21 protein-coding genes are annotated in these 22,564 nt (G+C 72.9%); 15 read left to right on the top strand and 6 right to left on the bottom strand.

Annotated elements, in window-relative coordinates:
- Positions 1–30 precede the first annotated feature (30 nt).
- From KV381_RS07350 to KV381_RS07315, 8 genes are all read left to right on the top strand, one after another.
- The gene (locus KV381_RS07350; RefSeq protein ID WP_098026581.1) at positions 31–774 is read left to right on the top strand and encodes a metalloregulator ArsR/SmtB family transcription factor; all 744 of its coding nucleotides are present in this window, start codon (positions 31–33) and stop codon (positions 772–774) included.
- Positions 771–2,192 (top strand): Fe-S cluster assembly protein SufB, encoded by a 1,422-nt coding sequence (gene sufB / locus KV381_RS07345; protein WP_030078747.1) that lies wholly within the window; start codon positions 771–773, stop codon positions 2,190–2,192. The genes KV381_RS07350 and sufB overlap by 4 nt, the downstream gene beginning before the upstream one ends.
- 99 nt (positions 2,193–2,291) lie before the next feature.
- Positions 2,292–3,473, top strand: a complete 1,182-nt coding sequence (sufD, locus tag KV381_RS07340) for a Fe-S cluster assembly protein SufD (protein WP_030078744.1) — start codon at positions 2,292–2,294, stop codon at positions 3,471–3,473.
- Positions 3,473–3,790 carry a bifunctional 3-phenylpropionate/cinnamic acid dioxygenase ferredoxin subunit gene (locus KV381_RS07335; RefSeq protein WP_010061308.1) on the top strand — a complete coding sequence of 106 codons (318 nt, stop codon included), beginning with the start codon at positions 3,473–3,475 and terminating at the stop codon, positions 3,788–3,790. Before sufD ends, KV381_RS07335 begins: the two co-directional genes overlap by 1 nt.
- A 7-nt stretch (positions 3,791–3,797) precedes the next feature.
- Positions 3,798–4,562 carry a Fe-S cluster assembly ATPase SufC gene (gene sufC, locus KV381_RS07330; protein ID WP_030627479.1) on the top strand — a complete coding sequence of 255 codons (765 nt, stop codon included), beginning with the start codon at positions 3,798–3,800 and terminating at the stop codon, positions 4,560–4,562.
- The gene (locus KV381_RS07325; protein WP_030078739.1) at positions 4,559–5,827 is read left to right on the top strand and encodes a cysteine desulfurase; all 1,269 of its coding nucleotides are present in this window, start codon (positions 4,559–4,561) and stop codon (positions 5,825–5,827) included. The genes sufC and KV381_RS07325 overlap by 4 nt, the downstream gene beginning before the upstream one ends.
- Positions 5,828–5,837: 10 nt before the next feature.
- Positions 5,838–6,293 carry a Fe-S cluster assembly sulfur transfer protein SufU gene (sufU, locus tag KV381_RS07320; RefSeq protein ID WP_276609250.1) on the top strand — a complete coding sequence of 152 codons (456 nt, stop codon included), beginning with the start codon at positions 5,838–5,840 and terminating at the stop codon, positions 6,291–6,293.
- Positions 6,290–6,628 (top strand): metal-sulfur cluster assembly factor, encoded by a 339-nt coding sequence (locus tag KV381_RS07315; protein ID WP_007448467.1) that lies wholly within the window; start codon positions 6,290–6,292, stop codon positions 6,626–6,628. Before sufU ends, KV381_RS07315 begins: the two co-directional genes overlap by 4 nt.
- 82 nt (positions 6,629–6,710) lie before the next feature.
- Here KV381_RS07315 and KV381_RS07310 read toward each other — a convergent pair whose 3' ends face one another.
- Positions 6,711–7,697, bottom strand: coding sequence for a hypothetical protein (locus tag KV381_RS07310; RefSeq protein ID WP_218784935.1), 987 nt, complete (start codon positions 7,695–7,697; stop codon positions 6,711–6,713).
- Between the two features lie 283 nt (positions 7,698–7,980).
- On the opposite strand from KV381_RS07310, the gene KV381_RS07305 reads away from it, so the two are divergent.
- Together KV381_RS07305 and KV381_RS07300 are read left to right on the top strand one after the other, a co-directional pair.
- Complete coding sequence (locus KV381_RS07305) at positions 7,981–8,307, top strand: multidrug efflux SMR transporter (RefSeq protein ID WP_030078731.1); 327 nt, start codon at positions 7,981–7,983, stop codon at positions 8,305–8,307.
- Complete coding sequence (locus tag KV381_RS07300) at positions 8,307–8,888, top strand: TetR/AcrR family transcriptional regulator (RefSeq protein WP_098026584.1); 582 nt, start codon at positions 8,307–8,309, stop codon at positions 8,886–8,888. The genes KV381_RS07305 and KV381_RS07300 overlap by 1 nt, the downstream gene beginning before the upstream one ends.
- 22 nt (positions 8,889–8,910) lie before the next feature.
- Here KV381_RS07300 and KV381_RS07295 read toward each other — a convergent pair whose 3' ends face one another.
- Complete coding sequence (locus KV381_RS07295) at positions 8,911–9,789, bottom strand: winged helix-turn-helix transcriptional regulator (RefSeq protein WP_218784934.1); 879 nt, start codon at positions 9,787–9,789, stop codon at positions 8,911–8,913.
- A gap of 163 nt (positions 9,790–9,952) precedes the next feature.
- Here KV381_RS07295 and KV381_RS07290 point away from each other — a divergent pair, with 163 nt between their 5' ends.
- Positions 9,953–11,191: an MFS transporter gene (locus KV381_RS07290; RefSeq protein ID WP_030627470.1), complete on the top strand. Its 1,239-nt coding sequence runs from the start codon at positions 9,953–9,955 to the stop codon at positions 11,189–11,191.
- A gap of 10 nt (positions 11,192–11,201) precedes the next feature.
- Complete coding sequence (gene dapD, locus KV381_RS07285; RefSeq protein ID WP_030078723.1) at positions 11,202–12,200, top strand: 2,3,4,5-tetrahydropyridine-2,6-dicarboxylate N-succinyltransferase; 999 nt, start codon at positions 11,202–11,204, stop codon at positions 12,198–12,200.
- Between the two features lie 17 nt (positions 12,201–12,217).
- Here the strand turns inward: dapD and dapA are convergent, their stop codons facing one another.
- Positions 12,218–13,099: a 4-hydroxy-tetrahydrodipicolinate synthase gene (dapA, locus tag KV381_RS07280; RefSeq protein WP_218784933.1), complete on the bottom strand. Its 882-nt coding sequence runs from the start codon at positions 13,097–13,099 to the stop codon at positions 12,218–12,220.
- 165 nt (positions 13,100–13,264) lie between these two features.
- Here dapA and KV381_RS07275 point away from each other — a divergent pair, with 165 nt between their 5' ends.
- A complete protein-coding gene (locus KV381_RS07275) occupies positions 13,265–13,939 on the top strand; it encodes a DUF4232 domain-containing protein (RefSeq protein WP_218784932.1) in 675 nt (224 codons plus the stop codon).
- 10 nt (positions 13,940–13,949) lie between these two features.
- Here KV381_RS07275 and KV381_RS07270 read toward each other — a convergent pair whose 3' ends face one another.
- Positions 13,950–14,789, bottom strand: coding sequence for a phosphodiesterase (locus KV381_RS07270; RefSeq protein ID WP_050495519.1), 840 nt, complete (start codon positions 14,787–14,789; stop codon positions 13,950–13,952).
- Between the two features lie 172 nt (positions 14,790–14,961).
- Between KV381_RS07270 and KV381_RS07265 the strand changes: the two genes are divergently transcribed.
- Positions 14,962–15,675: an antibiotic biosynthesis monooxygenase gene (locus KV381_RS07265; RefSeq protein ID WP_218784931.1), complete on the top strand. Its 714-nt coding sequence runs from the start codon at positions 14,962–14,964 to the stop codon at positions 15,673–15,675.
- Between the two features lie 124 nt (positions 15,676–15,799).
- On the top strand, positions 15,800–17,278 hold the full coding sequence (locus KV381_RS07260) for a hypothetical protein (RefSeq protein WP_030078713.1): 1,479 nt from the start codon (positions 15,800–15,802) through the stop codon (positions 17,276–17,278).
- 94 nt (positions 17,279–17,372) lie between these two features.
- Here the strand turns inward: KV381_RS07260 and KV381_RS07255 are convergent, their stop codons facing one another.
- Both KV381_RS07255 and KV381_RS07250 read right to left on the bottom strand, forming a co-directional pair.
- Positions 17,373–19,787, bottom strand: coding sequence for a protein kinase (locus tag KV381_RS07255; protein ID WP_218784930.1), 2,415 nt, complete (start codon positions 19,785–19,787; stop codon positions 17,373–17,375).
- On the bottom strand, positions 19,784–22,228 hold the full coding sequence (locus KV381_RS07250) for a PQQ-binding-like beta-propeller repeat protein (protein WP_218784929.1): 2,445 nt from the start codon (positions 22,226–22,228) through the stop codon (positions 19,784–19,786). The genes KV381_RS07255 and KV381_RS07250 overlap by 4 nt, the downstream gene beginning before the upstream one ends.
- Positions 22,229–22,564 lie beyond the last annotated feature (336 nt).

Raw genomic sequence — 22,564 nt, 5'->3', positions numbered from 1 at the left:
GGGGCGAAGGAATTACGCAACAATGGTGTTGTGAAATACGACGGACGGGCTCCCCAGGAGGAACTCGCGACCGGTGAGCGTTCGACGCGCAACCGGGTCGCGCGCTCCATCCTGGACCACGGCCCCTCCACCGTCGCGGACCTCGCGAAGCGCGTCGGCCTCACCCAGGCCGCCGTCCGCCGCCATCTGGACGCCCTCGTCTCCGACGACGTGGTCGAAGCCCGTGAACAGCGGGTCTACGGCGCGCGGACCCGTGGCAGGCCCGCCAAGGTGTTCGCCTTGACGGACTGCGGCCGGGACGCCTTCGACCAGTCCTACGACAAGCTGGCCGCCGACGCCCTGCGCTTCATCGCCGAGTCCGGGGGCGACGAGGCGGTCCTCGCCTTCGCCCGCGCCCGGATGGCCGCGATGGGCGAGGCGTACCGCACGGCGGTCGAGGCCGCGGCGCCCGAAGGCCGCACCGAGGCCCTCGCCAAGGCCCTGTCCGCCGACGGGTACGCTGCTATGGCGCGAAGCGCGCCGGGCCCGCAGCAGGGCGAGCAGCTGTGCCAGCACCACTGCCCGGTGGCGCATGTCGCCGAGCAGTTCCCACAGCTGTGCGAGGCGGAGACGGAATTCTTCTCCAGCCTCCTCGGGACCCATGTGCAGCGTCTGGCCACCCTCGCCCACGGCGACGGAGTGTGCACGACGTACGTGCCACGCAGTGGCCACGCGGCACCCCTACAGACCACCCATTCAGCATCTGCAAGCACGGCCGGGAGGAACCCCGCATGACGCTCCCCACGGAGACTGCCCACCCTGAGCTCGAGGGTCTGGGTACGTACGAATTCGGCTGGGCCGACTCCGACGCGGCAGGCGCGGCGGCGAAGCGCGGTCTGTCCGAGGCTGTCGTCCGCGACATCTCGGAGAAGAAGAACGAGCCCGAGTGGATGCTGAAGCTGCGGCTCAAGGGCCTCCGGCTCTTCGACAAGAAGCCCATGCCGAACTGGGGCTCCGACCTGTCGGGCATCGACTTCGACAACATCAAGTACTTCGTGCGGTCCACGGAGAAGCAGGCGGCCTCCTGGGAGGACCTGCCCGAGGACATCAAGAACACGTACGACAAGCTCGGCATCCCCGAGGCGGAGAAGCAGCGCCTCGTCGCCGGCGTCGCCGCGCAGTACGAGTCCGAGGTCGTCTACCACCAGATCCGCGAGGACCTGGAGGAGCAGGGCGTCATCTTCCTCGACACCGACACCGCGCTGAAGGAGCACCCGGAGCTCTTCAAGGAGTACTTCGGCACCGTCATCCCCGTCGGTGACAACAAGTTCGCCTCGCTGAACACGGCCGTGTGGTCCGGCGGCTCGTTCATCTACGTGCCCAAGGGCGTCCACGTGGACATCCCGCTCCAGGCCTACTTCCGTATCAACACGGAGAACATGGGCCAGTTCGAGCGGACGCTGATCATCGTCGACGAGGACGCCTACGTCCACTACGTCGAGGGCTGCACCGCCCCGATCTACTCCTCGGACTCGCTGCACAGCGCCGTGGTCGAGATCATCGTCAAGAAGGGCGGCCGCTGCCGCTACACGACCATCCAGAACTGGTCGAACAACGTCTACAACCTGGTCACCAAGCGGGCCGTGGCCTACGAGGGCGCGACCATGGAGTGGGTCGACGGCAACATCGGCTCCAAGGTGACCATGAAGTACCCGGCGGTCTACCTGATGGGCGAGCACGCCAAGGGTGAGACCCTGTCCATCGCCTTCGCGGGCGAGGGCCAGCACCAGGACGCCGGCGCCAAGATGGTCCACATGGCGCCGAACACCTCCTCCAACATCGTCTCCAAGTCGGTGGCGCGAGGCGGCGGCCGTACGTCCTACCGCGGACTGATCGAGATCGGCGAGGGCGCGCCGGGCGCGAAGTCCAACGTCCTCTGCGACGCTCTGCTCGTCGACACGATCTCCCGCTCGGACACCTACCCCTACGTCGACGTCCGCGAGGACGACGTGTCGATGGGCCACGAGGCGACCGTCTCCAAGGTCTCCGAGGACCAGCTCTTCTACCTCATGAGCCGCGGACTCACCGAGTTCGAGGCCATGGCGATGATCGTGCGCGGCTTCGTCGAGCCGATCGCGAAGGAGCTGCCCATGGAGTACGCCCTGGAGCTCAACCGGCTGATCGAGCTGCAGATGGAGGGTTCGGTCGGCTAGGTCCTCGCCCGAGGACCACCGGGACGGCCGTTCGAGGCCGTCCCCGCCCCACCGAATCCCCCGAGTTCTTGACTTAAGAAAGCGAGCACTACGACAGCCATGGCTGAGGCTCAGAACACTCCGGCGGGCTCCACCACCGCCGGCTCCATCGCGGTGGCCGCCGAGTCAACCGTCGCCACCCGCATGAGCGCACCCCCCTCCTTCGACGTCGCGGACTTCCCCGTCCCGCACGGCCGCGAGGAGGAGTGGCGCTTCACTCCGCTGGAGCGGCTGCGCGGGCTGCACGACGGCACCGCGGTCGCGAACGGCGGCGGCGTGAAGGTCGCCATCGAGGCGCCCGAGGGCGTCACGGTCGAGACCGTCGGCCGCGACGACTCCCGGCTCGGCAAGGCCGGTACCCCGGTGGACCGGGTCGCCGCCCAGGCGTACAGCTCCTTCGAGCAGGCCTCGGTCGTCACGGTCGCCAAGGAGGCCGTGCTCACCGAGCCGATCCGGATCGCCGTGCACGGCGAGGGCGGTGTCGCCTACGGCCACCAGCTCATCCAGCTGGGCGCCTTCGCCGAGGCCGTCGTCGTCATCGACCACACCGGTGACGCGGTGCTCGCCGCCAACGTCGACTACGTCCTCGGCGACGGCGCGAAGCTGACCGTCGTCTCCGTCCAGGACTGGGACGACACGGCCGTCCACGTCGGCCAGCACAACGCGCTGGTCGGCCGGGACGCCTCCTTCAAGTCGATCGTCGTCACCTTCGGCGGCGACGTGGTGCGCCTGCACCCCCGGGTGGCGTACGCGGCCACCGGCGGCGAGGCCGAGCTCTTCGGGCTGTACTTCACCGACAAGGGCCAGCACCAGGAGCACCGCCTCCTGGTCGACCACAACACCCCGCACTGCAAGTCCAACGCGGTGTACAAGGGCGCCCTCCAGGGTGACGGCGCGCACGCCGTCTGGATCGGCGACGTCCTCATCCAGGCCGCGGCCGAGGGCACCGACACCTACGAGATGAACCGGAACCTCGTCCTCACGGACGGCGCCCGGGTCGACTCCGTGCCCAACCTGGAGATCGAGACCGGCGAGATCGTCGGCGCCGGCCACGCCTCGGCGACCGGCCGCTTCGACGACGAGCAGCTCTTCTACCTCCAGTCCCGCGGTATCCCGGCCGAGGAGGCCCGCCGCCTGGTCGTGCGCGGCTTCTTCGCCGAGCTGGTCCAGCAGATCGGTCTGCCGGACGTCGAGGAGCGGCTCATCGAGAAGATCGAGGCCGAGCTGAAGGCGTCCGTCTGATGTCCTTCGTCAAAGCCTGTGCGCTGAGTGAGCTGGAGGACGACACCCCCAAGCGGGTGGAGCTCGACGGCACACCCGTCTCCGTCGTCCGCACCGAGGGCGAGGTGTTCGCGATCAACGACATCTGCTCGCACGCGAACGTCTCCCTCTCGGAGGGCGAGGTGGAGGACTGCGCGATCGAGTGCTGGCTGCACGGATCCGCGTTCGACCTCCGCACCGGCAAGCCGTCCGGCCTTCCCGCGACGCGCCCCGTCCCCGTATACCCCGTAAAGATCGAAGGGGACGATGTGCTCGTCTCCGTCACCCAGGAGTCCTGAGTCACCCATGGCAACGCTTGAAATCCGCGACCTGCACGTCACCGTCGAGGCCGACAACGCCACGAAGGAGATCCTCAAGGGCGTCGACCTGACCGTGAAGCAGGGCGAGACCCACGCCATCATGGGCCCCAACGGGTCCGGCAAGTCCACCCTCGCGTACTCGCTCGCGGGTCACCCCAAGTACACGATCACCGGTGGCACGGTCACCCTGGACGGCGAGGACGTCCTGGAGATGTCCGTCGACGAGCGGGCCCGCGCCGGCCTGTTCCTCGCCATGCAGTACCCGGTCGAGATCCCCGGTGTCTCGGTCTCCAACTTCCTGCGCACCTCCGCCACCGCGATCCGCGGCGAGGCCCCCAAGCTGCGGACGTGGGTCAAGGAGGTCAAGGAGACGATGGCCGAGCTCCAGATGGACCCGTCCTTCGCCGAGCGCAACGTCAACGAGGGCTTCTCCGGCGGTGAGAAGAAGCGCCACGAGATCCTTCAGCTGGAGCTCCTCAAGCCGAAGATCGCCGTCCTGGACGAGACCGACTCCGGCCTGGACGTCGACGCGCTCAAGACCGTCTCCGAGGGTGTCAACCGGGTCCGCGAGACCGGCGAGGTCGGCACCCTGCTGATCACGCACTACACCCGCATCCTGAAGTACATCAAGCCCGACTTCGTGCACGTCTTCGCCAACGGCCGCATCGCCGCCTCCGGCGGTGCCGAGCTGGCCGACCAGCTGGAGAACGAGGGCTACGAGGCCTACACGAAGGGTGGCGCTTCCGCGTGACTGACGCCCGACAGGGGCTCACCGGCCTCCTCGACACCGAGGCGATCCGCAAGGACTTCCCGATCCTGGACCGCACGGTCCACGACGGCAAGAAGATCGTTTACCTGGACTCCGCGGCGACCTCGCAGAAGCCGCGTCAGGTCCTCGACGCGCTCAACGCGTACTACGAGCGGCACAACGCGAACGTGCACCGCGGCGTCTACACGATCGCCGAGGAGGCCACCGCGCTGTACGAGGGCGCCCGCGACAAGGTCGCCGCCTTCATCAACGCACCCAGCCGCGACGAGGTGATCTTCACGAAGAACGCCTCGGAGTCGCTGAACCTCGTGGCGAACATGCTCGGCTGGGCGGACGAGCCCTATCGGGTGGACCGTGACACCGAGATCGTCACCACGGAGATGGAGCACCACTCCAACATCGTGCCGTGGCAGCTGCTCTCGCAGCGCACCGGCGCGAAGCTGAAGTGGTTCGGCATCACCGACGACGGCCGCCTCGACCTGTCGAACATCGACGAGATCATCACCGAGAAGACGAAGATCGTCTCTTTCACGCTGGTCTCCAACATCCTCGGCACCGTCAACCCGGTCGAGCAGATCATCCGCCGCGCCCAGCAGGTCGGCGCGCTGGTCTGCATCGACGCCTCGCAGGCGGCCCCGCACATGGTGCTCGACGTGCAGGCGCTCCAGGCCGACTTCGTGGCCTTCACCGGTCACAAGATGGTCGGCCCGACGGGCATCGGCGTGCTGTGGGGACGGCAGGAGCTCCTGGAGGACCTGCCTCCGTTCCTCGGCGGCGGCGAGATGATCGAGACCGTGTCGATGCACTCGTCGACGTACGCCCCGGCGCCGCACAAGTTCGAGGCCGGTACGCCCCCGATCGCCCAGGCCGTCGGCCTCGGCGCGGCCGTGGACTACCTCTCCTCGATCGGCATGGAGAAGATCCACCAGCACGAGAAGGCGATCACCGAGTACGCGGTGAAGCGTCTCCTGGACGTCCCCGACCTGCGGATCATCGGTCCGGCGACGGCCGAGGACCGCGGTGCGACGATCTCCTTCACGCTCGGCGACATCCACCCGCACGACGTGGGCCAGGTCCTCGACGAGCTGGGCATCGCCGTCCGGGTCGGCCACCACTGCGCCCGCCCGGTCTGCCTGCGGTACGGAATTCCCGCGACGACGCGAGCGTCGTTCTATCTGTACTCCACGCCCGCCGAGGTCGACGCCCTGGTGGACGGTCTGGAGCACGTCCGGAACTTCTTCGGCTGAGGGCGGACTGGTGAAGCTGGAATCCATGTACCAGGAAGTGATCCTGGACCACTACAAGCACCCCCACGGGCGCGGCCTGCGGGACGGCGACGCCGAGGTGCACCACGTCAATCCGACGTGCGGTGACGAGATCACGCTCCGGGTGAAGTACGACGGCGAGACCATCGCCGACGTGAGCTACGAGGGCCAGGGCTGCTCCATCAGCCAGGCCTCCGCCTCCGTGCTGAACGATCTGCTCGTCGGCAAGGAGCTGTCCCAGGCGCAGAAGATCCAGGACACCTTCCTGGAGCTGATGCAGTCCAAGGGCCAGCTGGAGCCGGACGACGCGATGGAGGAGGTGCTGGAGGACGCGGTCGCGTTCGCCGGTGTCTCCAAGTACCCCGCCCGGGTCAAGTGCGCGCTGCTGAGCTGGATGGCGTGGAAGGACGCGACGGCCAAGGCGCTGTCCGAAGGGAAGACCGCATGAGCGACAACGAGACCGTGACCATGAAGCCGGCCTCCGAGGAGGAGGTCCGCGAGGCGCTCTACGACGTCGTCGACCCCGAGCTGGGCATCGACGTCGTCAACCTCGGCCTGATCTACGGCATCCACGTCGACGACGCCAACATCGCCACCCTCGACATGACCCTGACGTCCGCGGCCTGCCCGCTGACCGACGTCATCGAGGACCAGGCGAAGTCCGCCACGGACGGCATCGTCAACGAGCTCCGGATCAACTGGGTCTGGATGCCGCCGTGGGGCCCGGACAAGATCACGGACGACGGGCGCGAGCAGCTGCGCGCGCTGGGGTTCAACGTCTGATCCCGCGATCCCGAGCACGAAGCGAACGGCCGTGCCCACCGGAGACCTCCGGTGGGCACGGCCGTTCGCCGTTCCCGGTCGCTCAGACGTGGGCGGGCGGCGGGCCGTACTGCTCGGGCAGCACCGATCCCGCCGCCTGGGCCAGCACCGGGCCCAGGTTCTCCGTGCGTATCCGGCGGTCGACGTACAGCAGGCCGACGACCAGCGGCGGGAAGATCGCCGTGAACAGCTGGGCGATCATCTGGCTGACGAACGACAGCACGATCAGCCCGCCGAACACGGCGATGAGCTGCCCGCCGCTCGGGTCGGCGCCGATGTCCGCGGGGTCGAACAGGCCCGGAAGCATGCCGGCCATCTGGAACGGCATCTGGATCATGTAGCCGATCATGGAGGCCATCGCGTAGGCGAGCAGGCCGACGCCGAAGACCCGCCACCAGCTGTCCCGTACCAGCTGGGCCGAGCGGCGCAGGGCCGCGACCGGGCGCTGGTTCTCGAAGACCACGACCGTGGGGGCCAGCGAGAACCGCACCCAGAGCCAGATCGCCACCGGGGCGACGAGCAGCGTGCCGATGATGCCGAACCACATCAGCGGCAGGATGCCGTCCTCGTCGCCCAGCGAGACGATGTAGATCATCAGCCCGGCGAAGGCGGTCATGAAGAGCACCATCGGGATGATGGCGATCAGCCCGGTCAGGAACACCGTGCCGATGATCGACCAGACCCGCGACCACGAGCGGCGCCAGACGGCGCCGAAGCGGATCGGGCGGCCCAGAACGGCCTCCTGGAGCACCACCGGCACCGCCGCCTGCACCACGGCCGAAGCCAGCAGATAGACGAGCATGCCGATGATCATCAGCACGCCGAACGCGACGCCCAGCGGGACCAGTTCCGACGCGTCCGGAGCGTCGGGGGAGCCGGCCGTCAGCTCGTCCCACTGGGTCGCGACGGCGGACGCGGCCACCACCAGCGCGACGATCATCACCAGCGTCGCCGCGCCGAAGAGCGTCAGCGCCATGCCGATCAGTGGCTTCCAGTACCGCCCGAGCGTCGTGAAGGCGCCGCTGAGCATGTCCGAGATCCTCAGCGGCGCCAGGGGTATCACCCCGGGCTTGGGCGGTGCCCATCCGCCGTACCAGCCTCCGGCCGGTCCCTGCGCGCCTCCGTCGAAGGGTCCCCCACCGTGGGGCGCGCCCCCGTACGGGCCACCGCCCCACCCTGCGTCCTGCGCCACTGCGTCTCCGTCGTGTCGTCGGCCCGTCGCCGGGCCGTGTTGTCGGTCGGCACACCGTAGCGCCCCTGGCGTGGGCCGATGATATGTACGGCCGTACGCAACGTTGGGTACCGTCGTACACATGGGATACGCATACGGACTGCTGGCCGCCGCCATCGCGGCGGAGGTGGCCGGGACGACTGCCATGAAGTACAGCGAGGGCTTCACCCGGCTCTGGCCCTCGCTCGGCACCGTGGTGGGCTACCTGATCGCCTTCACCCTGCTCGCCCAGACCCTCAAGACCCTCTCCGTGGGCACCGCGTACGCCATCTGGGCCGGCGTCGGCACCGCTGCCGTGGCCCTCATCGGCATCCTGTTCCTCGGGGAGTCCGGCAACCTGGTCAAGATCGCGGGCATCGCCCTGATCGTGGCCGGGGTCGTCGTCCTCAATCTGGGCGGGGCCCACTGATGGCCCGGCGGTACGACCCCGACCGGCGTACCCGGATCATCGACGCGGCGCTGCGCGTGATCGCGGCCGACGGCATGGCCGGGCTCAGCCATCGCACTGTGGCCGCCGAGGCCGATGTGCCGCTCGGCTCGACCACGTACCACTTCCGCTCCCTCGACGAACTCCTGGTCGCCGCCCTGCGCCGGTGCAACGAGAACTTCGTCCAGGCCCTGCGCGGCAGCGAGGTGCTGGCCGCGCCGGGGTCCATACCCCAGGGGCCCGGCGGCCTCGCGGAGGAGCTGGCCCGGCTGCTGGAGAGGTGGTTCGCGGGCGAGCGCGGGGCCGTCGAGCTGGAGTACGAGCTGTATCTCGCGGCCCTGCGCCGCCCCGCGCTGCGCCCCGTCGCCGCCGAGTGGACCGAGGAGGCCGTCGAGCTGCTGTCCCGCCGCACCGACCCGCGGACCGCGCGGGCCCTCGTCGCGCTGATGGACGGCGTCTGCCTCCAGGTCCTGCTGACCGGCGGCACGTTCGACGTGTCCGGCACCCGCGAGATGCTGGCCCGGATCGTCGACGGCGGCGTCCGCGCCGAGAGCGGCGCCTGAACCGGCCCCGTGGCCGCCCCGCTCACTCCGCCGGGCGGCGGACCGCTTCCAGCGCCTCACGCACGCTCGCCCCGATGTCCGTGACCGGGTACAGCACCTCGCGGATCGTCCGCCCCCGGTCCACCACCAGCGTCAGCCGCTTGAGTCTGCTCACACCCGCCGCCCGGAACGTCGGCAGCCGCAGCGCCGCCGTCAGCGCCAGGTCCGCGTCCGAGAGCAGCGGGAAGCGCAGCCCCTCCTTCTCCGCGAACGCGCGCTGCTCGTCCGGGCGTTGCACGGACACCCCGTGCACGGTCGCGCCCGCCGCCGTGAACTCGGCCAGCTGATCGCGGTACGTGCACGATTCGAGGGTGCAGCCGCTCGCCCCCGGGATCCCCGCCCAGCCCGGCGGATAGGCGTCGCGGGTGGCGTAGGCGCTCGGGAAGCAGTACAGGACGGTGTGCGCGGTGTCGGCGACCGGGTCGCGGAGCTGTCCGTCGTTCCCCGGCAACAGCAGCTCCGGCAGCCGCGTTCCCTTCAGCGCCCGCACCCGGGCCGCCTCCTGCGAGGCCTCCGTCGTCGTGGCCATCGTCTCCCCTTCCCCCAGCACCCAGGTGTCGCCCCAGTCCTGGAGCGCGATCAGCACGGGCAGCAGCGCCCGGCCGCGCGGGGTGAGGCGGTACTCGTACCGGACCGGGCGGTCCTGGTACGGCTCCCGTGACAGCACGCCCGCGTCGACCAGCAGCCGCAGCCGCTCGGTCAGCACCTTGCGCGAGACGCCCAACTCCTGCTGGAGCGCGTCGAACCGGTGCACCCCGCGCGCGGTGTCCCGCACGATCAGCAGGGTCCACCAGTCGCCCACGACGTCGAGCGCCTGCGCGATCGAGCAGTCGGCGTCGGCCAGGCTGGTGCGCTGAGGCATGTCGTTCCTCCGGTTGTGGCCGCCGTCCGCCCCGCCCCGCCCGGGGTCCTTTTCCGTTGACCCCGATGCAATCATGCTGCCATAGTCCGTTCCCATAAGGAACTCACTGCATGGGGGGCTCACCGTGGGTGCGGGATTCGTACGGAGGGGGCGGGGGACGGGCATGGTGCGCGGGGTGCCGAGGACGGTACGGCTGCTGGCGCTCGGGGCGTTCCTCAACGCCGTCGTCAGCTTCACCTTCGTCTATCTCTTCGTGTACCTCGTCGGGCCGCGCGGTCTGACCGTCACCCAGGCCGGAGTGATCAGCGGCGTGGGCGGCATCGGCCTGGTCGCGGGGAACTTCACCGGCGGCTGGTTCGGCGACCGCATCGGCCACCGCCGCGCCCTGCTGACCGGCGCCTGCGTCAGCGGGGCGGCGCTCGTCGTCCTGCCCGCCCTGCCGGTCGCCGCCCTGTACGCGGTGCTGCCGGTCGCCCAGTACGCCGCCGGCGTCGTCCGGGCAGCCAACGCCGCCCTCGTCGCGGTCTCCGTGCCCGAGGGCGGAAGCCGCCGCCAGAGCTTCGCCCTCTTCCGCTTCGCCGCCAACGGCGGCTTCGCCGTCGGCCCGCCGCTCGGCGCCCTGGTCGCCACCCGCTTCTCGTACGACTGGCTCTTCGTCGCCGACGGCATCGGCACCCTGCTCTTCGCCCTCTACGCCGCCCGGATCCTGCCCGCCCGCGGCAGCGTCCACTCCGCACCCGCCCACGACCCGGACGCCCCGAGCCTCCTGCGCGAACTGCGGGCCAGGCCCGCCGTCCTGGTGCTGCTCGCCGCGATCGTCGTGATCGACCTCGTCTACCGGCAGCAGTACTCGACCCTGCCCGTCTTCCTCGCCGACCACGGGCACTCCACCCAGCTCTACGGCTGGCTCCTCGCCGTCAACGGCGGCGTCATCCTCTGCCTCGAACTGCCCGCCGCCCACGCCCTGCGCCGACGCGCCCCGCTCGGCCTCGTCGGCGTCGGAATGCTGCTCGTCGGGCTCGGCTACGCCGTCCTCATCCCCGGCGCCGGCGTGCTGCTCGCCGTCACCATGATGGTCTCGCTGACCCTCGGCGAGATCCTCTACAAGACCCCGGCCACCGCCTACGTCGCCGACCAGGCGCCCGGCCACGCCCAGGGCCGCTTCCAGAGCCTGTACGCGGGGGCCTCGATCAGCGGCCAGGTGATCGCCCCGCCGCTGGGCGCCGCCCTGTACGCCGCCGCTCCCGCCCTGCTCTGGCCGCTCTGCGCCCTGCTCGCGGCGGGCGCGGGAGCGGCGGTGCTGGCGGCGCGGCGGCTGCCCGGGCCGGGGGAGCGGGTGCGGGCGGCGGGGAAGGGGCCGCACGCTGAGACCGGTTCGCCCGAGCGGGCCCCGGCCGGTTAGGTTGCTGTTCATGACCGACACGACTTCCCAGGGCTCTGCCCGTACCACCGGCGCCGTCGCCGCCGGCCTCGCCACCGTCGCCGGTGACGGCACCGTCCTCGACACCTGGTTCCCCGCCCCCGAGCTGACCTCCGACCCCGGCCCGGCCGGTACGACGCGGCTCACCCCGGACGAGGCCGTCAACCGGCTCGGCGAGGGCGCGGCCAAGGCGATCGGCGTGGACGCCCGGCGTGGCGTCGAGGTCGTCGCCGTGTCCACGGTCATCTCCTCGCTCGACGACAAGCCGCTCGACGCGCACGACGCCTACCTGCGTCTGCACCTGCTCTCGCACCGGCTCGTCCAGCCGCACGGCCAGAACCTCGACGGGCTCTTCGGGCTGCTCGCCAACGTCGCCTGGACCTCGCTCGGCCCGGTCGCCGTCGACGACCTGGAGCGGGTGCGCCTCAACGCCCGCGCCGAGGGCCTGCACCTCCAGGTCACCTCGGTCGACAAGTTCCCGCGTATGACGGACTACGTCGCCCCCAAGGGCGTACGCATCGCCGACGCCGACCGGGTCCGGCTCGGCGCGCACCTCGCCGCCGGGACCACCGTCATGCACGAGGGCTTCGTCAACTTCAACGCGGGCACGCTCGGCACCTCCATGGTCGAGGGCCGGATCTCCGCGGGCGTCGTCGTCGGCGACGGCTCCGACATCGGCGGCGGCGCCTCCACCATGGGCACCCTCTCCGGCGGCGGCAACGTCCGCATCGTCATCGGCGAGCGCTGCCTGGTCGGCGCGGAGGCGGGCGTCGGCATCGCGCTCGGCGACGAGTGCGTCGTCGAGGCCGGTCTGTACGTCACCGCCGGCACCCGCGTCACGCTGCCGGACGGCCAGGTCGTCAAGGCCCGCGAGCTGTCCGGCGCCTCGAACATCCTCTTCCGCCGCAACTCGGTCACCGGCAGCGTCGAGGCCCGCCCGAACAACGCGGTGTGGGGCGGGCTCAACGAGGTCCTGCACGCCCACAACTAGTCGCAGCGGTAAGGCTTTCAGGCCGCGAGGAGCTCCTCGTGCGCCTTCCGCAGCCCGTCGGTCGCCTCGCGCCCGGCGGGCTGCAGCGGTTCCCGGACCGGTCCGGCGTCCAGGAGCGCCTTCGCGGTGACGGTCCCGGGCAGCCCGCTCGCCATCATCAGCTCGACGAGCCGGGCCGTGAGCCCGTTGAGCCGGGCCGCCTCGTCGGTGCGGCCCGCGTCGAACGCGTCCAGCGGCGCCCGCATCCGGCGCGGCGCCACGTTCGCGACCGTACTGACGTAACCCGCGCCGCCCACCGCGTACAGCGGCAGGTTCAGCTCCTCGCAGCCCGAGTAGTACGCCAGCGAGGTGCGGGCCAGCACCTTCGTCGCGCCGAGCAGGTCGTAGGAGCAGTCCTTCACCGCGACGATCCGCGGGTGCTCCGCCAGCCGCAGCAGCGTCTCCGGCTCGATCCGGACGCCGGTGCGGCCGGGGATGTCGTACAGCATCAGCGGCAGACCGGTGGACTCCGCGACCCGCAGGAAGTACGCCTCGACGGCGGCCTGCGGCGGGCGGCTGTAGTACGGGCTGACCACCAGCAGCCCGTCCGCGCCCGCCTCCTCGGCCTCCCCCGCCAGGCGCAGGGCGTGCGCGGTGTCCGGGCTCCCGATGCCGGAGAGCAGTGGCACGCCGTCGCCGACCTCCGCCCGGACGGCCCGCAGCAGCGCGGACTTCTCGGCGTCCGTCGTGGTGGGCGACTCGCCCGTGGTGCCGCTGAGGACGATCCCGTCGCAGCCCTCGGCCACCAGGCGCGCGGCGTGCGCACGGGCGGTGTCCGGGTCCAGGGCGCCGGTGGCGGTGAAGGGCGTGATCATGGCGCAGAGTGCGCGGCCGAAGGGGCGCGGTGCGGTGGCGGTCATGCCCGAAGTGTCGGCTCCTGGAACCTCGTAGGTCCACTTAGATCTTCTTGGGGTGATCGGCAAGGGATGCTGAAGGGTCCGCCGTGGTGGCAGCCGCGTCTGACATGATCGAACGCACGGACGACAGGCCCGCGGTGTCGGGCCGCGTGGCGAGGGGTGGGGGACATGGGTGTGGGCGTACGGGTACGGAGACGGGCCTCGGCCGTCCTGCTGGCGGCCACGCTGACGGCGCTCACCGGCTGCTCCGGCTTCCTGGTCCCGGCCGGCGAGGGCGAGGAGCCGGACCCCACGCCGTCCGTCTCCGCCTCCCGGCCCGGCCTCGTCCGCGCCGAGACGCTGCCCCCGACCCCCACGCCGGGGGCCGACGCGCCCGGCTACGGCGCACCCGCGCAGACCGGCCCGACCTCCGCCCCGCCCGGGAAGTGCCCCGCCTCCGGAGTCGTGGTGGACATGGGCCCGGTGGAGACCGGAATGATGCACCGGGCCGTCGTGCTCACCCTCACCAACTGCGGCCACAAGCCCTACGCCGTCGACGGCTACCCCTGGGTCCGGGCGCTCGGCGAGGACGGCCGCCCCCTGCCCGTCAAGGTCAACGAGGACGGCTCGTACTTCGGCGGAGACCCGGGCCCGAAGAAGCTTCTGCTGGACCCCGGCCTCACCGTGAAGTCGATCCTGGCCTGGGTCTCCACCCCCGAGGGCGGCGATCTCATCGAGGGCGACGCCCTGGCGATCTCCGCCGCCCCCGGCCTCCCGGTGCGGGTCTTCCCGCTGGAAGGCCATGACATCCGGCTGATGGACGAACTCAACACCACGGCCTGGCGCACCGAACTCGGCGGCTGAGCGGCGGACTTCAGCCCTGCGGTGCGGCGGGGGCCGTGGGAACGGTGTGGGTGACCCAGGCCGCACCGGGGCCGGGCGAAGCCCCGGGCGGGGCAGTCGGTGACGTCCGGGGCAGTCCGCCCGGCGGAGCCTCGGGCCGCAGGTGCAGCAGAAAGGCCGGGGGCTCGTCCGGATAGCCGGGCAGGCCCTCCCGCAGCACCAGACCGCTCTGCCGGTACGTGCTCGGCGCGACGGCCACCGTGCTGCCCGCGAAGGGCGCCGTGACCGGGCGGTGCACATGGCCCGCCAGCACCCGGACGACCCGGGGGTACGCGGCGACCACCTCGGCCAGCGCGGGCCCGTCCGCCAGACCCATCGCGTCCAGGAACGGAATGCCGACCGGGACCGGCGGGTGGTGCAGACAGACGAGGGCCGGTACGCCGGGCCGCCGGGCGAGGGTCCGGTCCAGCCGGGACAGCTGCCCGGCGCCCAGCCGCCCGCCGGGCGCACCGGCCACCCGCGAGTCCAGGACCACGACCGTGAGCGCCGGGTGCTCCACCACGTACGACGTGAGCGTCCCCCCGCCCAGGAACCGCGTCCCGCCGAACACCTCCACCAAGGCCTGTGGCGCATCGTGGTTGCCCGCCACCAGGTGCAGCGGCAGCGGGAACGCGCCGACCTCCTCGCGCAGCGCCGCGTACTCGCCCGGCTCCCCGCGCTCGGTGAGATCACCGGTGATCACGGCACAGTCCGGCAGCGGGTCCAGGGCCAGCACCCGGCGCAGGGCGGCCCGCAACCCCGCCGCGGGGGCCACCGCCCCGGGGCCCGTGGTGATGTGCGGATCGCTCAGATGGGCCACGGAAAGGGTCATGCCGGCCAGCCTTCCCCGGCCGCCTCCGACCGCACCCGCGCCCCATCACGCCGTGGGCGAACGGAGCACGCGGGCGCTCCCACGGGAACGGCCTTGACCTCGACCGGACTTGAGGTGTGACGGTGGTGACCACGACGCACCGACCGGCGCGCGTCACGAAGGGAACACCGCCATGACCACGCACCTCATCGACCGCCCCGACCCGGCCCGCACCGACGCCCGCATCGCCAAGGTCAGCACCTGGAACGTCGGAACGCCGCAACGGCAACGCGAGGCCGTCGACGCCATCAGGAAGACCTGGGAGAGCCGGGCATGGCCGCACCCCGGACTGCTCTCCTACAGCGTCCACGCCGGGGAGGACGGCGCGACCCTGCTCCACTACTCCCAGTGGACCGGCGAACAGGCCTTCCAGGACTTCGTACGCGAGGTCCGCGACGGCCGCAACGCCGAGATCGACGCCGCCGTCCCCGGCATCGAACGCCTCGCCCTGCACACGTACGAGCTGTACCGCTCCGGACTCCGGGCCGAGGGCGACACCCGGGAGACCGGCTGCGTCGTCATCGTCGACGTGGAGTTCGACGGGCCCGACCCGGACCGGCAACGCGCCTGGGTGGACGCCGTGTTCGAGGCGCTCGGCGAAGAGGCCGAACTGCCCGCCGGCGGCATCGCCGCGCACTTCCACACGAGCACCGACGGCTCCCGGGTCCTCAACTACGCCGAGTGGGAGAGCGCCGGACACCACATCGCTGCCCTCGCCGCACCCGGCGAAGGCGTCGGATCCCCGTCCCCGCTCTGGGAACGCGTCCAGAAGTACCCGGGCATGACCGGAGGCGGCGTGAACCGCTACACCCCCGCGCTCAGCATGGCGCCGGGCGCGGGCGCATAGCCGCGCGGCCGGGTGGCATGCGGAGAAGCGGCGGGCGGCAAACCTCCCCTTGCGTCTAGGCTTGGGCGGCTGAACCGCGTACGCACCCCGTGCGCCCCCGAGCCCGCACCGAGGAGAACCCCCGATGTCCGCAGAGCGCCCCTCCCTGCCGCCGGTGCGGCTGAACTCCGAGGCCGAACTGGCACGGGACGCGCTCGCCGCACCGCTGTTCGTCCGCGCCGTCAGGCTCGCCCGCTGGGCCGGACCCGACACCCGGGTCGGCGCGGGCGGCGAACTCTCCGAGGCGCAGCTCCCGGCGGCCGCCGAACACCTCGGGCTCGCGGCCGACGAGGACGGTGCCGCGTACGCCAGCGAGGCCTGGCGGCTCGCCGTGGACACCGGCCTCCTCGACGTCACCGACCCGGAGGAGGACGGCGAGGACGGGGCGGACCCGGACGGCGAAGGCACCGTCACCGCGGGCGAGAACCTGGCGCTGCTCACCTCCGGCTCCCCGCAGGACATCCTCGGCATCTGGCTCGACGGCCTGGATGCCGTGCACGCCGACGCCACCGCGCCCGTCCTGGACGACTTCGCGGACCTCGTCGGCGAGGACGGCTCGATCGACTTCGACGCCCTGGACTGGGATCCGGAGGCCGAGGCGGAGTTCCTCGACGGCGTCCTCGGCAACCTCTATCTGCTGACCCTCGCGGACAACGGCGCGGGCGAAGGCCCGGTCCCGCTGCCCGCCCTCGCCGCCTCGATGATCGTCCCCGACGACATGGGCGAGCCCACCGACGACATCCTGGAGCAGGTGTCGGAGGCGATGATGCGCCTCGACGACCAGTTCCGGCTCCTCGAACCCATCGGGATCGTCGCCTACCGGCCGGTCGACGAGGCGTTGCTGGTCGAGGAGGGCGAGGCGCCGGTGGACGCCGCCGGAGCCGACGACGAGGACGTCACCCGGTACGGCATGGTCCAGCTCACCCCCCTCGGCCTGTACGGCATCCGGGCCCGGATGCTGGAGGCCGGGGTGGACGCGCCCGCCGTCGGCGACCTCGCGGGCAAGGGCGCCGACGCCCTCCTCGACGGCATCGCCCACTACCCGGAGTCCGCCGCCCGCGCCGAGGTCAAGCTCTGGCTCGACGGGTACGCCGAGGGCGCGGTGGCGGCCGCGGCCGAACTGCTGGCCGCCGCACGCGGCACGGACGAGGGCGCGCCGCTGCGCCGCCTCCACTGTCAGCAGGCCCTCGCCCTGGCCGGCCCCGAGGCGGAGCCCGCCGTACGCGCGGTGCTCGGCGACCCGGAACTCGGCGGCCTGGCCCGCGTCTGGCTCGCGGAGCGCGGCGCGGCCGATGTGCCCGCCCCGCCGGAGGACATGATCTTCTGGCTGGCCATCGACACGATCGCCGCCCAACTGGACGCGGACGGCGAGCTGGACGAGCTCCAGGGCCTGGTCGAGGGCCTCTCCGCGCAGCACAGCGGCTTCTTCGACGAGGTCTGGCGGGTCGACCACCCGGCCACCGCCGATGTGCTGGAGGCCATGGGCCGGCTGCACAGCGACAAGAAGGCCGCGAAGGACGCCCGCAAGGCGGCGTTCAAGGCCCGGTCGCGCGCGGGGGGTTGAGAGAAGCCCTGGGTTCCTCCAGGAGACCCGATCGGGAGCGGCGCTCAGGCGGAGAGTGCCGCTCCTGCAAAGCAGACGTCTGCACCCGGCCGCCTCAGGAGCCCTGCGGAGCCGTGGCCGTGTGCTGGTACGCCCGGATCGCCGTCGTGCCGATCCGGGCGTACCAGCCGGATGCGTCCGCCGCGAGGTCCCTGATGTCGCCCACCGCCCAACTGCGCTGCTCCGCACCCCGGTTCACCTCCAGCGCCCGGCACAGCTCGCCGGTGGCCGCGTACACCGTGCCCCCGGCCACGGCCGGCGGCACCTGGCCGACTCCGCCGAGCGTCGCCGCCCAGCGCTCCTCGCCGCTGCGGAGGTCGAGGCACTGGAGAACCCCCGCCCGTGCCCAGTGCAGCAGCGATCCGCCGGCCGTCACCGGGGCCCGGACGCCGCCCGTGCCCGCGGGCCAGCTGGTGTCCAGGCCCACCGTGCCCGCCGACCAGAGCGCGCGGCCGGTGGTGGGCGCGTAGGCGTGCACCCGGCCCCCGGTGGCCACCAGCACCGTGGAGCCGACGGCGGCCAGCGCGCTTGATCCGGAACTCGCCCCGCCCTTCAGCACGGCGGTGGCCAGTCGGCCGCCGTCCCGCGCCCGGACGAAGTGCAGCGCGCCCCCGCCGCCCAGCAGCGCGAAACAGCCCGCCTCCGGAACCGCCGCCAGCGCGGCCACCGGTCCCTCGAACCCCTCGTACGTCCAACGGAGTTCACCGCTGACCGCGTCCACGCACCGGATGTCGTCACCGCCGTCGTCGGCCAGCAGCACCGACCGGTCCAGCACGGCGGGCGGCCGGGCCTCCGCCGTGCCCCCGGTCCAGCGCCGCGCACCGGTGCGCAGATCCACGGCGTTCAGCGTCGGCCCGTCGCCGTTCACCGTCGCGGAACCGGAGATCAGGACTCCGGAGGCGACGGTGAACCACAGCGGAGTCGGGTGCTCCGCCTGGGTGCCGTGCGCCGTGCCCGTCGCCAGGTCGACCGCGTCCAGCCCCACATCGGCCGCCGCCAGCACGGACCCGGACACGCCCCATTGCGTCGGCGCGGTCTCCTCGGCGTCGGCCAGCCACCGGCGCCCGGCGTCGCGGACCCGCCGAGCGGTGACGTAACCGCCACCGCCGCCCGCGCCGCCGATGTCCTGGGCGGCGACGCCGTGCACCAGCAGCGCATCCCCGGTCACCCGCAGCGCGTCCACGGTGGTGCGGTCGTCCTCGGGGGCCAGGGTCCAGCGCAGCGCCCCCGGCCGGGTGTCGCCCGGCCGCACCCGCAGCGGGTCCTCCACCCGCTGCTCCCGCTCGTCCTCGCCGCCGCCGCGCAGGAAGGCGTAGGTGAGGAGCGAGGCGAGTCCGCCGCCTCCGGCCAGCAGCAGACCGCGCCGGGCCAGCTCCCCGCGCCGCGCGGCCGGACCCTCCCCGGTGACCGTGGGAGGCGGCGAGGGCAGAGGGCGGGTGCGGGCGGGCGCGGGCGCGGTGGCAGGCCGGGTCGGACCGGTCGCGGGCCGTGTCTCCGGAGCGGCGGTGTCCTGCCCGCCGACGGTCGCGGGCCGCGTCTCCGGAGCCGACTCCGGGGTTGAGGCGCCGGGCCCGCCGCCCTCCTCGGCCGGTTTCCCGGGAGCGGGCTCCGCCGCCTCGCCCAGGACCAGCGAGCGCAGCGGATCCGTACGCCACCACAGCGGCGGACGCGGATCCGTGGTGGCCCGCAGCACCTGGCCCACCGTCGGCCGGCGGCCGGGGTCCTTCGCCAGGCAGGCCGTCACCACCTCCCGTACCTCGTCGGGTACGTCGGTGAGGCCGGGCTCCTCGTGGACGGCCCGGTAGAGCAGCACCGCGGGGGTCGCCGAACCGAACGGGCTGCCTCCGGTGGCGGCGAACACCAGGACCGCCCCGAGCGCGAACACGTCGGCCGCCCCGGTGACGACGGTTCCGGTGATCTGTTCCGGGGCGATGAACCCCGGAGTGCCGATGACGTCGCCCGCCCCGGTCAGCCCGTGGTCGCTGATCGCGCGGGCGATCCCGAAGTCGATGACCCGGGGCCCGTCGGCGGTGATCAGCACGTTCGACGGCTTCAGGTCGCGGTGGACGAGCCCCGCCCGGTGGACGGCCTCCAGCGCCTCGGCGAGCGCCGCGCCCAGGGACCGTACGGCGGCGGGCTCCAGCGGTCCGGTCGCCGCCACCGCGTGCCGCAGCGTGACGCCCGGCAGATACGCGGTGGCCAGCCACGGCCGCGCCGACTCCGGATCCGCGTCGAGCACCGCCGCCGTGTGCGCACCGGTCACCGCGCGGGCGGCGGCGGCCTCGCGGCGGAACCGTTCACGGAAGTGCGGGTCGGCCGCCAGGTGTTCGTGCACCGTCTTCACCGCGACCGTCAGCCCGCCGGGCGTCCGGCCCAGATAGACGGTGCCCATGCCGCCCGCCCCGAGCCGGCCCAGCAGCCGGATGGTGCCGAGCCGTTGGGGGTCGCCGGGGAGCAGGGGGCCCGTCACGCGGACTCCGGTCCGGTGAAGGTCCGCACGGTCCCGCCGACGCAGACATGGAGGAGGCCCCCGCCCGCGGCGGCCCGCAGCGCCCCGTCCGCCTCGACGGGCACCGACCACAGCCGGCGGTTCCGGGCCGCGTCCAGGGCGTGCACACCCCAGCGCGCGCCCTCCCCGGCCTTCTCGCCGCCGCCCGGCTGCGGCCCGGTGGCATACAGCGTGCCGTCCGCCACCAGCGGCGGCCCGTCGGCCTCGACGCTGCTGCCGTCGTCACCGGCGAGCCGCCCGATGTCGCCGCGGCTCCAGCGGATCCGGCCGCTCCGGGCGTCCAGCGCGGTGACCCCGCCCGGCGTCGCGGCGTACACCGCACCGTCGGTCGCGGTGGGGGTGACCGTGGGCGATCCGTCGAGCTTCCGGCGCCAGGCGGTGCGCCGGGTCGCCAGATCGACCGGGACGATCCGGCCGCCCCTCGCGTAGTACCGGGTGCCCGAGGCACCGGGGTGCGCCTGCGGGAACGGGGCGCCGCCGGGTATCTCCGATTCCCTCACCGGTACCGCGCCGGAGGTCCGCAGCACGAGCAACGGCTCCTCGGCGGCGGCCCCGGAACGGGCCGGCGGGCGGAGCCCGACGGCCAGCCGCCCGCCCGCCGCGTCGATGCCGGTCACCGCGGCCCGCGTCCCCTCGTGGAACCAGAGCGCCTTTCCCGTACGCGAGTCGAATCCGTAGGCCCGCCAAGGGCGTTCGCCCAGGGTGCGCTTCTCCCACCGGGTCGCGTCGGAGGCGTAGGACACCAGCGCGGTCGTCGCGCCGTCGACCGCGAGGAACGCCGACTGGCCGTCGGGGGCGTCGGACGTCCGGGCGCCGGGCGGGTGGACCGGCACGGCCGACCAGCGCCGGTTGCCGGTACGGGCGTCGAGCGTGAGGAGTTCCGGTGCGAAGAGCAGCCCGGAGCGCAGCAGATGCACCCGGTCGCCGAGCGGCCGGACGGCCGTGACGCCCTGGACCGGATACCGCCACCGCACCGCGCCGGTGGCCGCGTCGAGCGCGGTCACCGCGGCCCCGTCCGTGATGAGGAGCGCGCTGCCGTGGCGCAGCACCCGTCCGGTGTGGCCGAGTTCGCCGACGGTCCTGGTCCACAGCGGACGGCCCCGGGTCCAGCGGGTCGCCGGCCGCGGTGCGGGCTGCCGCGAGCCGGCCGGGTCGTCCTTCTCGGTGAGCCGGAGCAGCGCCGCGCCGCCGACGCCCCCGCCCGCCACGAGCGCGGCCCCGCCGAACGCGAGCAGCCGCCGCCTGGTCGGGCCCCGGCCCGGCGTTCTGTCGTACGGGACGGCGTCCTGCGGCGCGGCGGCGGGACGGGCCCGGTACGGGACGGCGTCGGCCGGGGTGGTCGCGGTCGCGGGCGTTGTGGGGGCGGGTGCCGCGTCGGCGGGGGCCGGATCGGGTTCCGGATCGGGTTCTGGATCGGGTACGGCTGTGGGGCCGGGACCGGGACCGGGACCGGCATCGGCGGCCGGAACGGGCACGGCGGTCGCCGCGGCGGCCCGGACGGTCCTGGCGCGCTCGCCGGGTTCGTCGCCCTCGTCGCCCGCCACCAGCGCCGCGACGCCGTTCTCGTGGTCGCGGACCAGGCCGGACACCGGCTCCCGCTCCCACCACGCGTCGGCCGGTGACCGCTCCGCGCACCAGCTCAGCACCTCGGCCACCGTGGGGCGCTCCGCCGGGTCGCCCGTCAGGCAGGAGGCGAGGAACGCGCGCCACTCGTCCGTCGGCGCCCCGCCCAGATCGGCCTCGCCCCGCACCGTCCGGTACAGCACCTGGTGGGCGGGGCCGGAACCGAAGGGGGCCCGGCCCGTCGCCAGCCGGGCGAGCAGGGCCGCGAGGGCGAACACATCGGCGGCGGGGGACGGTTCGTCGTCGGCCGTCAGCAGTTCGGGGGCGATGAAGCCGGGGGAGCCGATCACCTCCCCGGTGTCCGTGAGGGTCTCGTCGGCCGCCCGCCGGGCGATGCCGAAGTCCAGGACCTTGGGGCCGCCCCGGGTGAGGATCACGTTCGACGGCTTCAGATCGCGGTGGACCAGCCCGGCCCGGTGGATGCTCGCCAGCGCCTCCGCGAGCGCCGCCCCCAGCCCGGCCAGCGGCCCGGCGTCCAGCGGCCCGAGCGCCCCGGCGGTCTCGGCGAGCGTCGGGCCGGCACAGAATTCGGTGGCCAGCCACGGCCGTACGGCATCGGGGTCGGCGTCCAGCACCGCCGCCGTGAAGGGGCCGGCGACCGCCCGCGCGGCGAGCGTCTCGCGGCGGAACCGTTCCCGGAACTGCGGGTCGGCGGCGAGGTGTTCATGGACGGTCTTCACGGCCGCCAGCCGGCCCGACGCCGTACGGGCCAGATGGACCCGGCCCATACCGCCTTCGCCGAGCAGCGCCACGAGCCGGTACCCCGCGACCTGCTCCATCCTGTGCGCCCCCTCGTGCCGTCGGTCCGTGCCGCCGGTCCGTGTCGATGTTCCGTGCCGCCGGTCCGAGCCCGGGGACGATCACCCCGGAACCATTCTGTGCGACGCCCGCGCCCCTCGGTTCGGTTGCACCCCGAAATTCCGTCGCGTGCGGGCGGCCCGTTCCCTAAGGTCATGGACATGCACCTCCCGGTGCGAAGGCGGCGGCTCCTTCCTTTCAACGAAATGTGCCGCAGCCACTGCTGATCTCGGGAGGCGCGAGCGCCGGGGTGCCCGGTGCGCAGGCGACGGATACTTCTGGATCCGAGGTGCGCGGGTTCGATTCCCGCCCGGCTT

The organism is Streptomyces sp. WY228 (assembly GCF_019287315.1).
Taxonomy (GTDB): domain Bacteria; phylum Actinomycetota; class Actinomycetes; order Streptomycetales; family Streptomycetaceae; genus Streptomyces; species Streptomyces caviscabies.
Note: the sequence above shows the minus strand (reverse complement) of the source record. Positions and strands in the feature narration are given on the sequence as shown.

What these genes read in the sequence shown, in the direction of transcription:
- KV381_RS07295 (WP_218784934.1), bottom strand. Translation starts at nt 9,789, where the DNA reads ATGCCTCAGCGCACCAGCCTGGCCGACGCCGACTGCTCGATCGCGCAG.
- KV381_RS07315 (WP_007448467.1), top strand. Translation starts at nt 6,290, where the DNA reads ATGAGCGACAACGAGACCGTGACCATGAAGCCGGCCTCCGAGGAGGAG.
- KV381_RS07260 (WP_030078713.1), top strand. Translation starts at nt 15,800, where the DNA reads ATGTCCGCAGAGCGCCCCTCCCTGCCGCCGGTGCGGCTGAACTCCGAG.
- dapD (WP_030078723.1), top strand. Translation starts at nt 11,202, where the DNA reads ATGACCGACACGACTTCCCAGGGCTCTGCCCGTACCACCGGCGCCGTC.
- KV381_RS07335 (WP_010061308.1), top strand. Translation starts at nt 3,473, where the DNA reads ATGTCCTTCGTCAAAGCCTGTGCGCTGAGTGAGCTGGAGGACGACACC.
- KV381_RS07250 (WP_218784929.1), bottom strand. Translation starts at nt 22,228, where the DNA reads ATGGAGCAGGTCGCGGGGTACCGGCTCGTGGCGCTGCTCGGCGAAGGC.
- sufC (WP_030627479.1), top strand. Translation starts at nt 3,798, where the DNA reads ATGGCAACGCTTGAAATCCGCGACCTGCACGTCACCGTCGAGGCCGAC.
- KV381_RS07265 (WP_218784931.1), top strand. Translation starts at nt 14,962, where the DNA reads ATGACCACGCACCTCATCGACCGCCCCGACCCGGCCCGCACCGACGCC.
- KV381_RS07290 (WP_030627470.1), top strand. Translation starts at nt 9,953, where the DNA reads ATGGTGCGCGGGGTGCCGAGGACGGTACGGCTGCTGGCGCTCGGGGCG.
- sufD (WP_030078744.1), top strand. Translation starts at nt 2,292, where the DNA reads ATGGCTGAGGCTCAGAACACTCCGGCGGGCTCCACCACCGCCGGCTCC.
- KV381_RS07270 (WP_050495519.1), bottom strand. Translation starts at nt 14,789, where the DNA reads ATGACCCTTTCCGTGGCCCATCTGAGCGATCCGCACATCACCACGGGC.
- KV381_RS07300 (WP_098026584.1), top strand. Translation starts at nt 8,307, where the DNA reads ATGGCCCGGCGGTACGACCCCGACCGGCGTACCCGGATCATCGACGCG.
- KV381_RS07275 (WP_218784932.1), top strand. Translation starts at nt 13,265, where the DNA reads ATGGGTGTGGGCGTACGGGTACGGAGACGGGCCTCGGCCGTCCTGCTG.
- KV381_RS07310 (WP_218784935.1), bottom strand. Translation starts at nt 7,697, where the DNA reads ATGCTCAGCGGCGCCTTCACGACGCTCGGGCGGTACTGGAAGCCACTG.
- KV381_RS07305 (WP_030078731.1), top strand. Translation starts at nt 7,981, where the DNA reads ATGGGATACGCATACGGACTGCTGGCCGCCGCCATCGCGGCGGAGGTG.
- dapA (WP_218784933.1), bottom strand. Translation starts at nt 13,099, where the DNA reads ATGACCGCCACCGCACCGCGCCCCTTCGGCCGCGCACTCTGCGCCATG.
- sufB (WP_030078747.1), top strand. Translation starts at nt 771, where the DNA reads ATGACGCTCCCCACGGAGACTGCCCACCCTGAGCTCGAGGGTCTGGGT.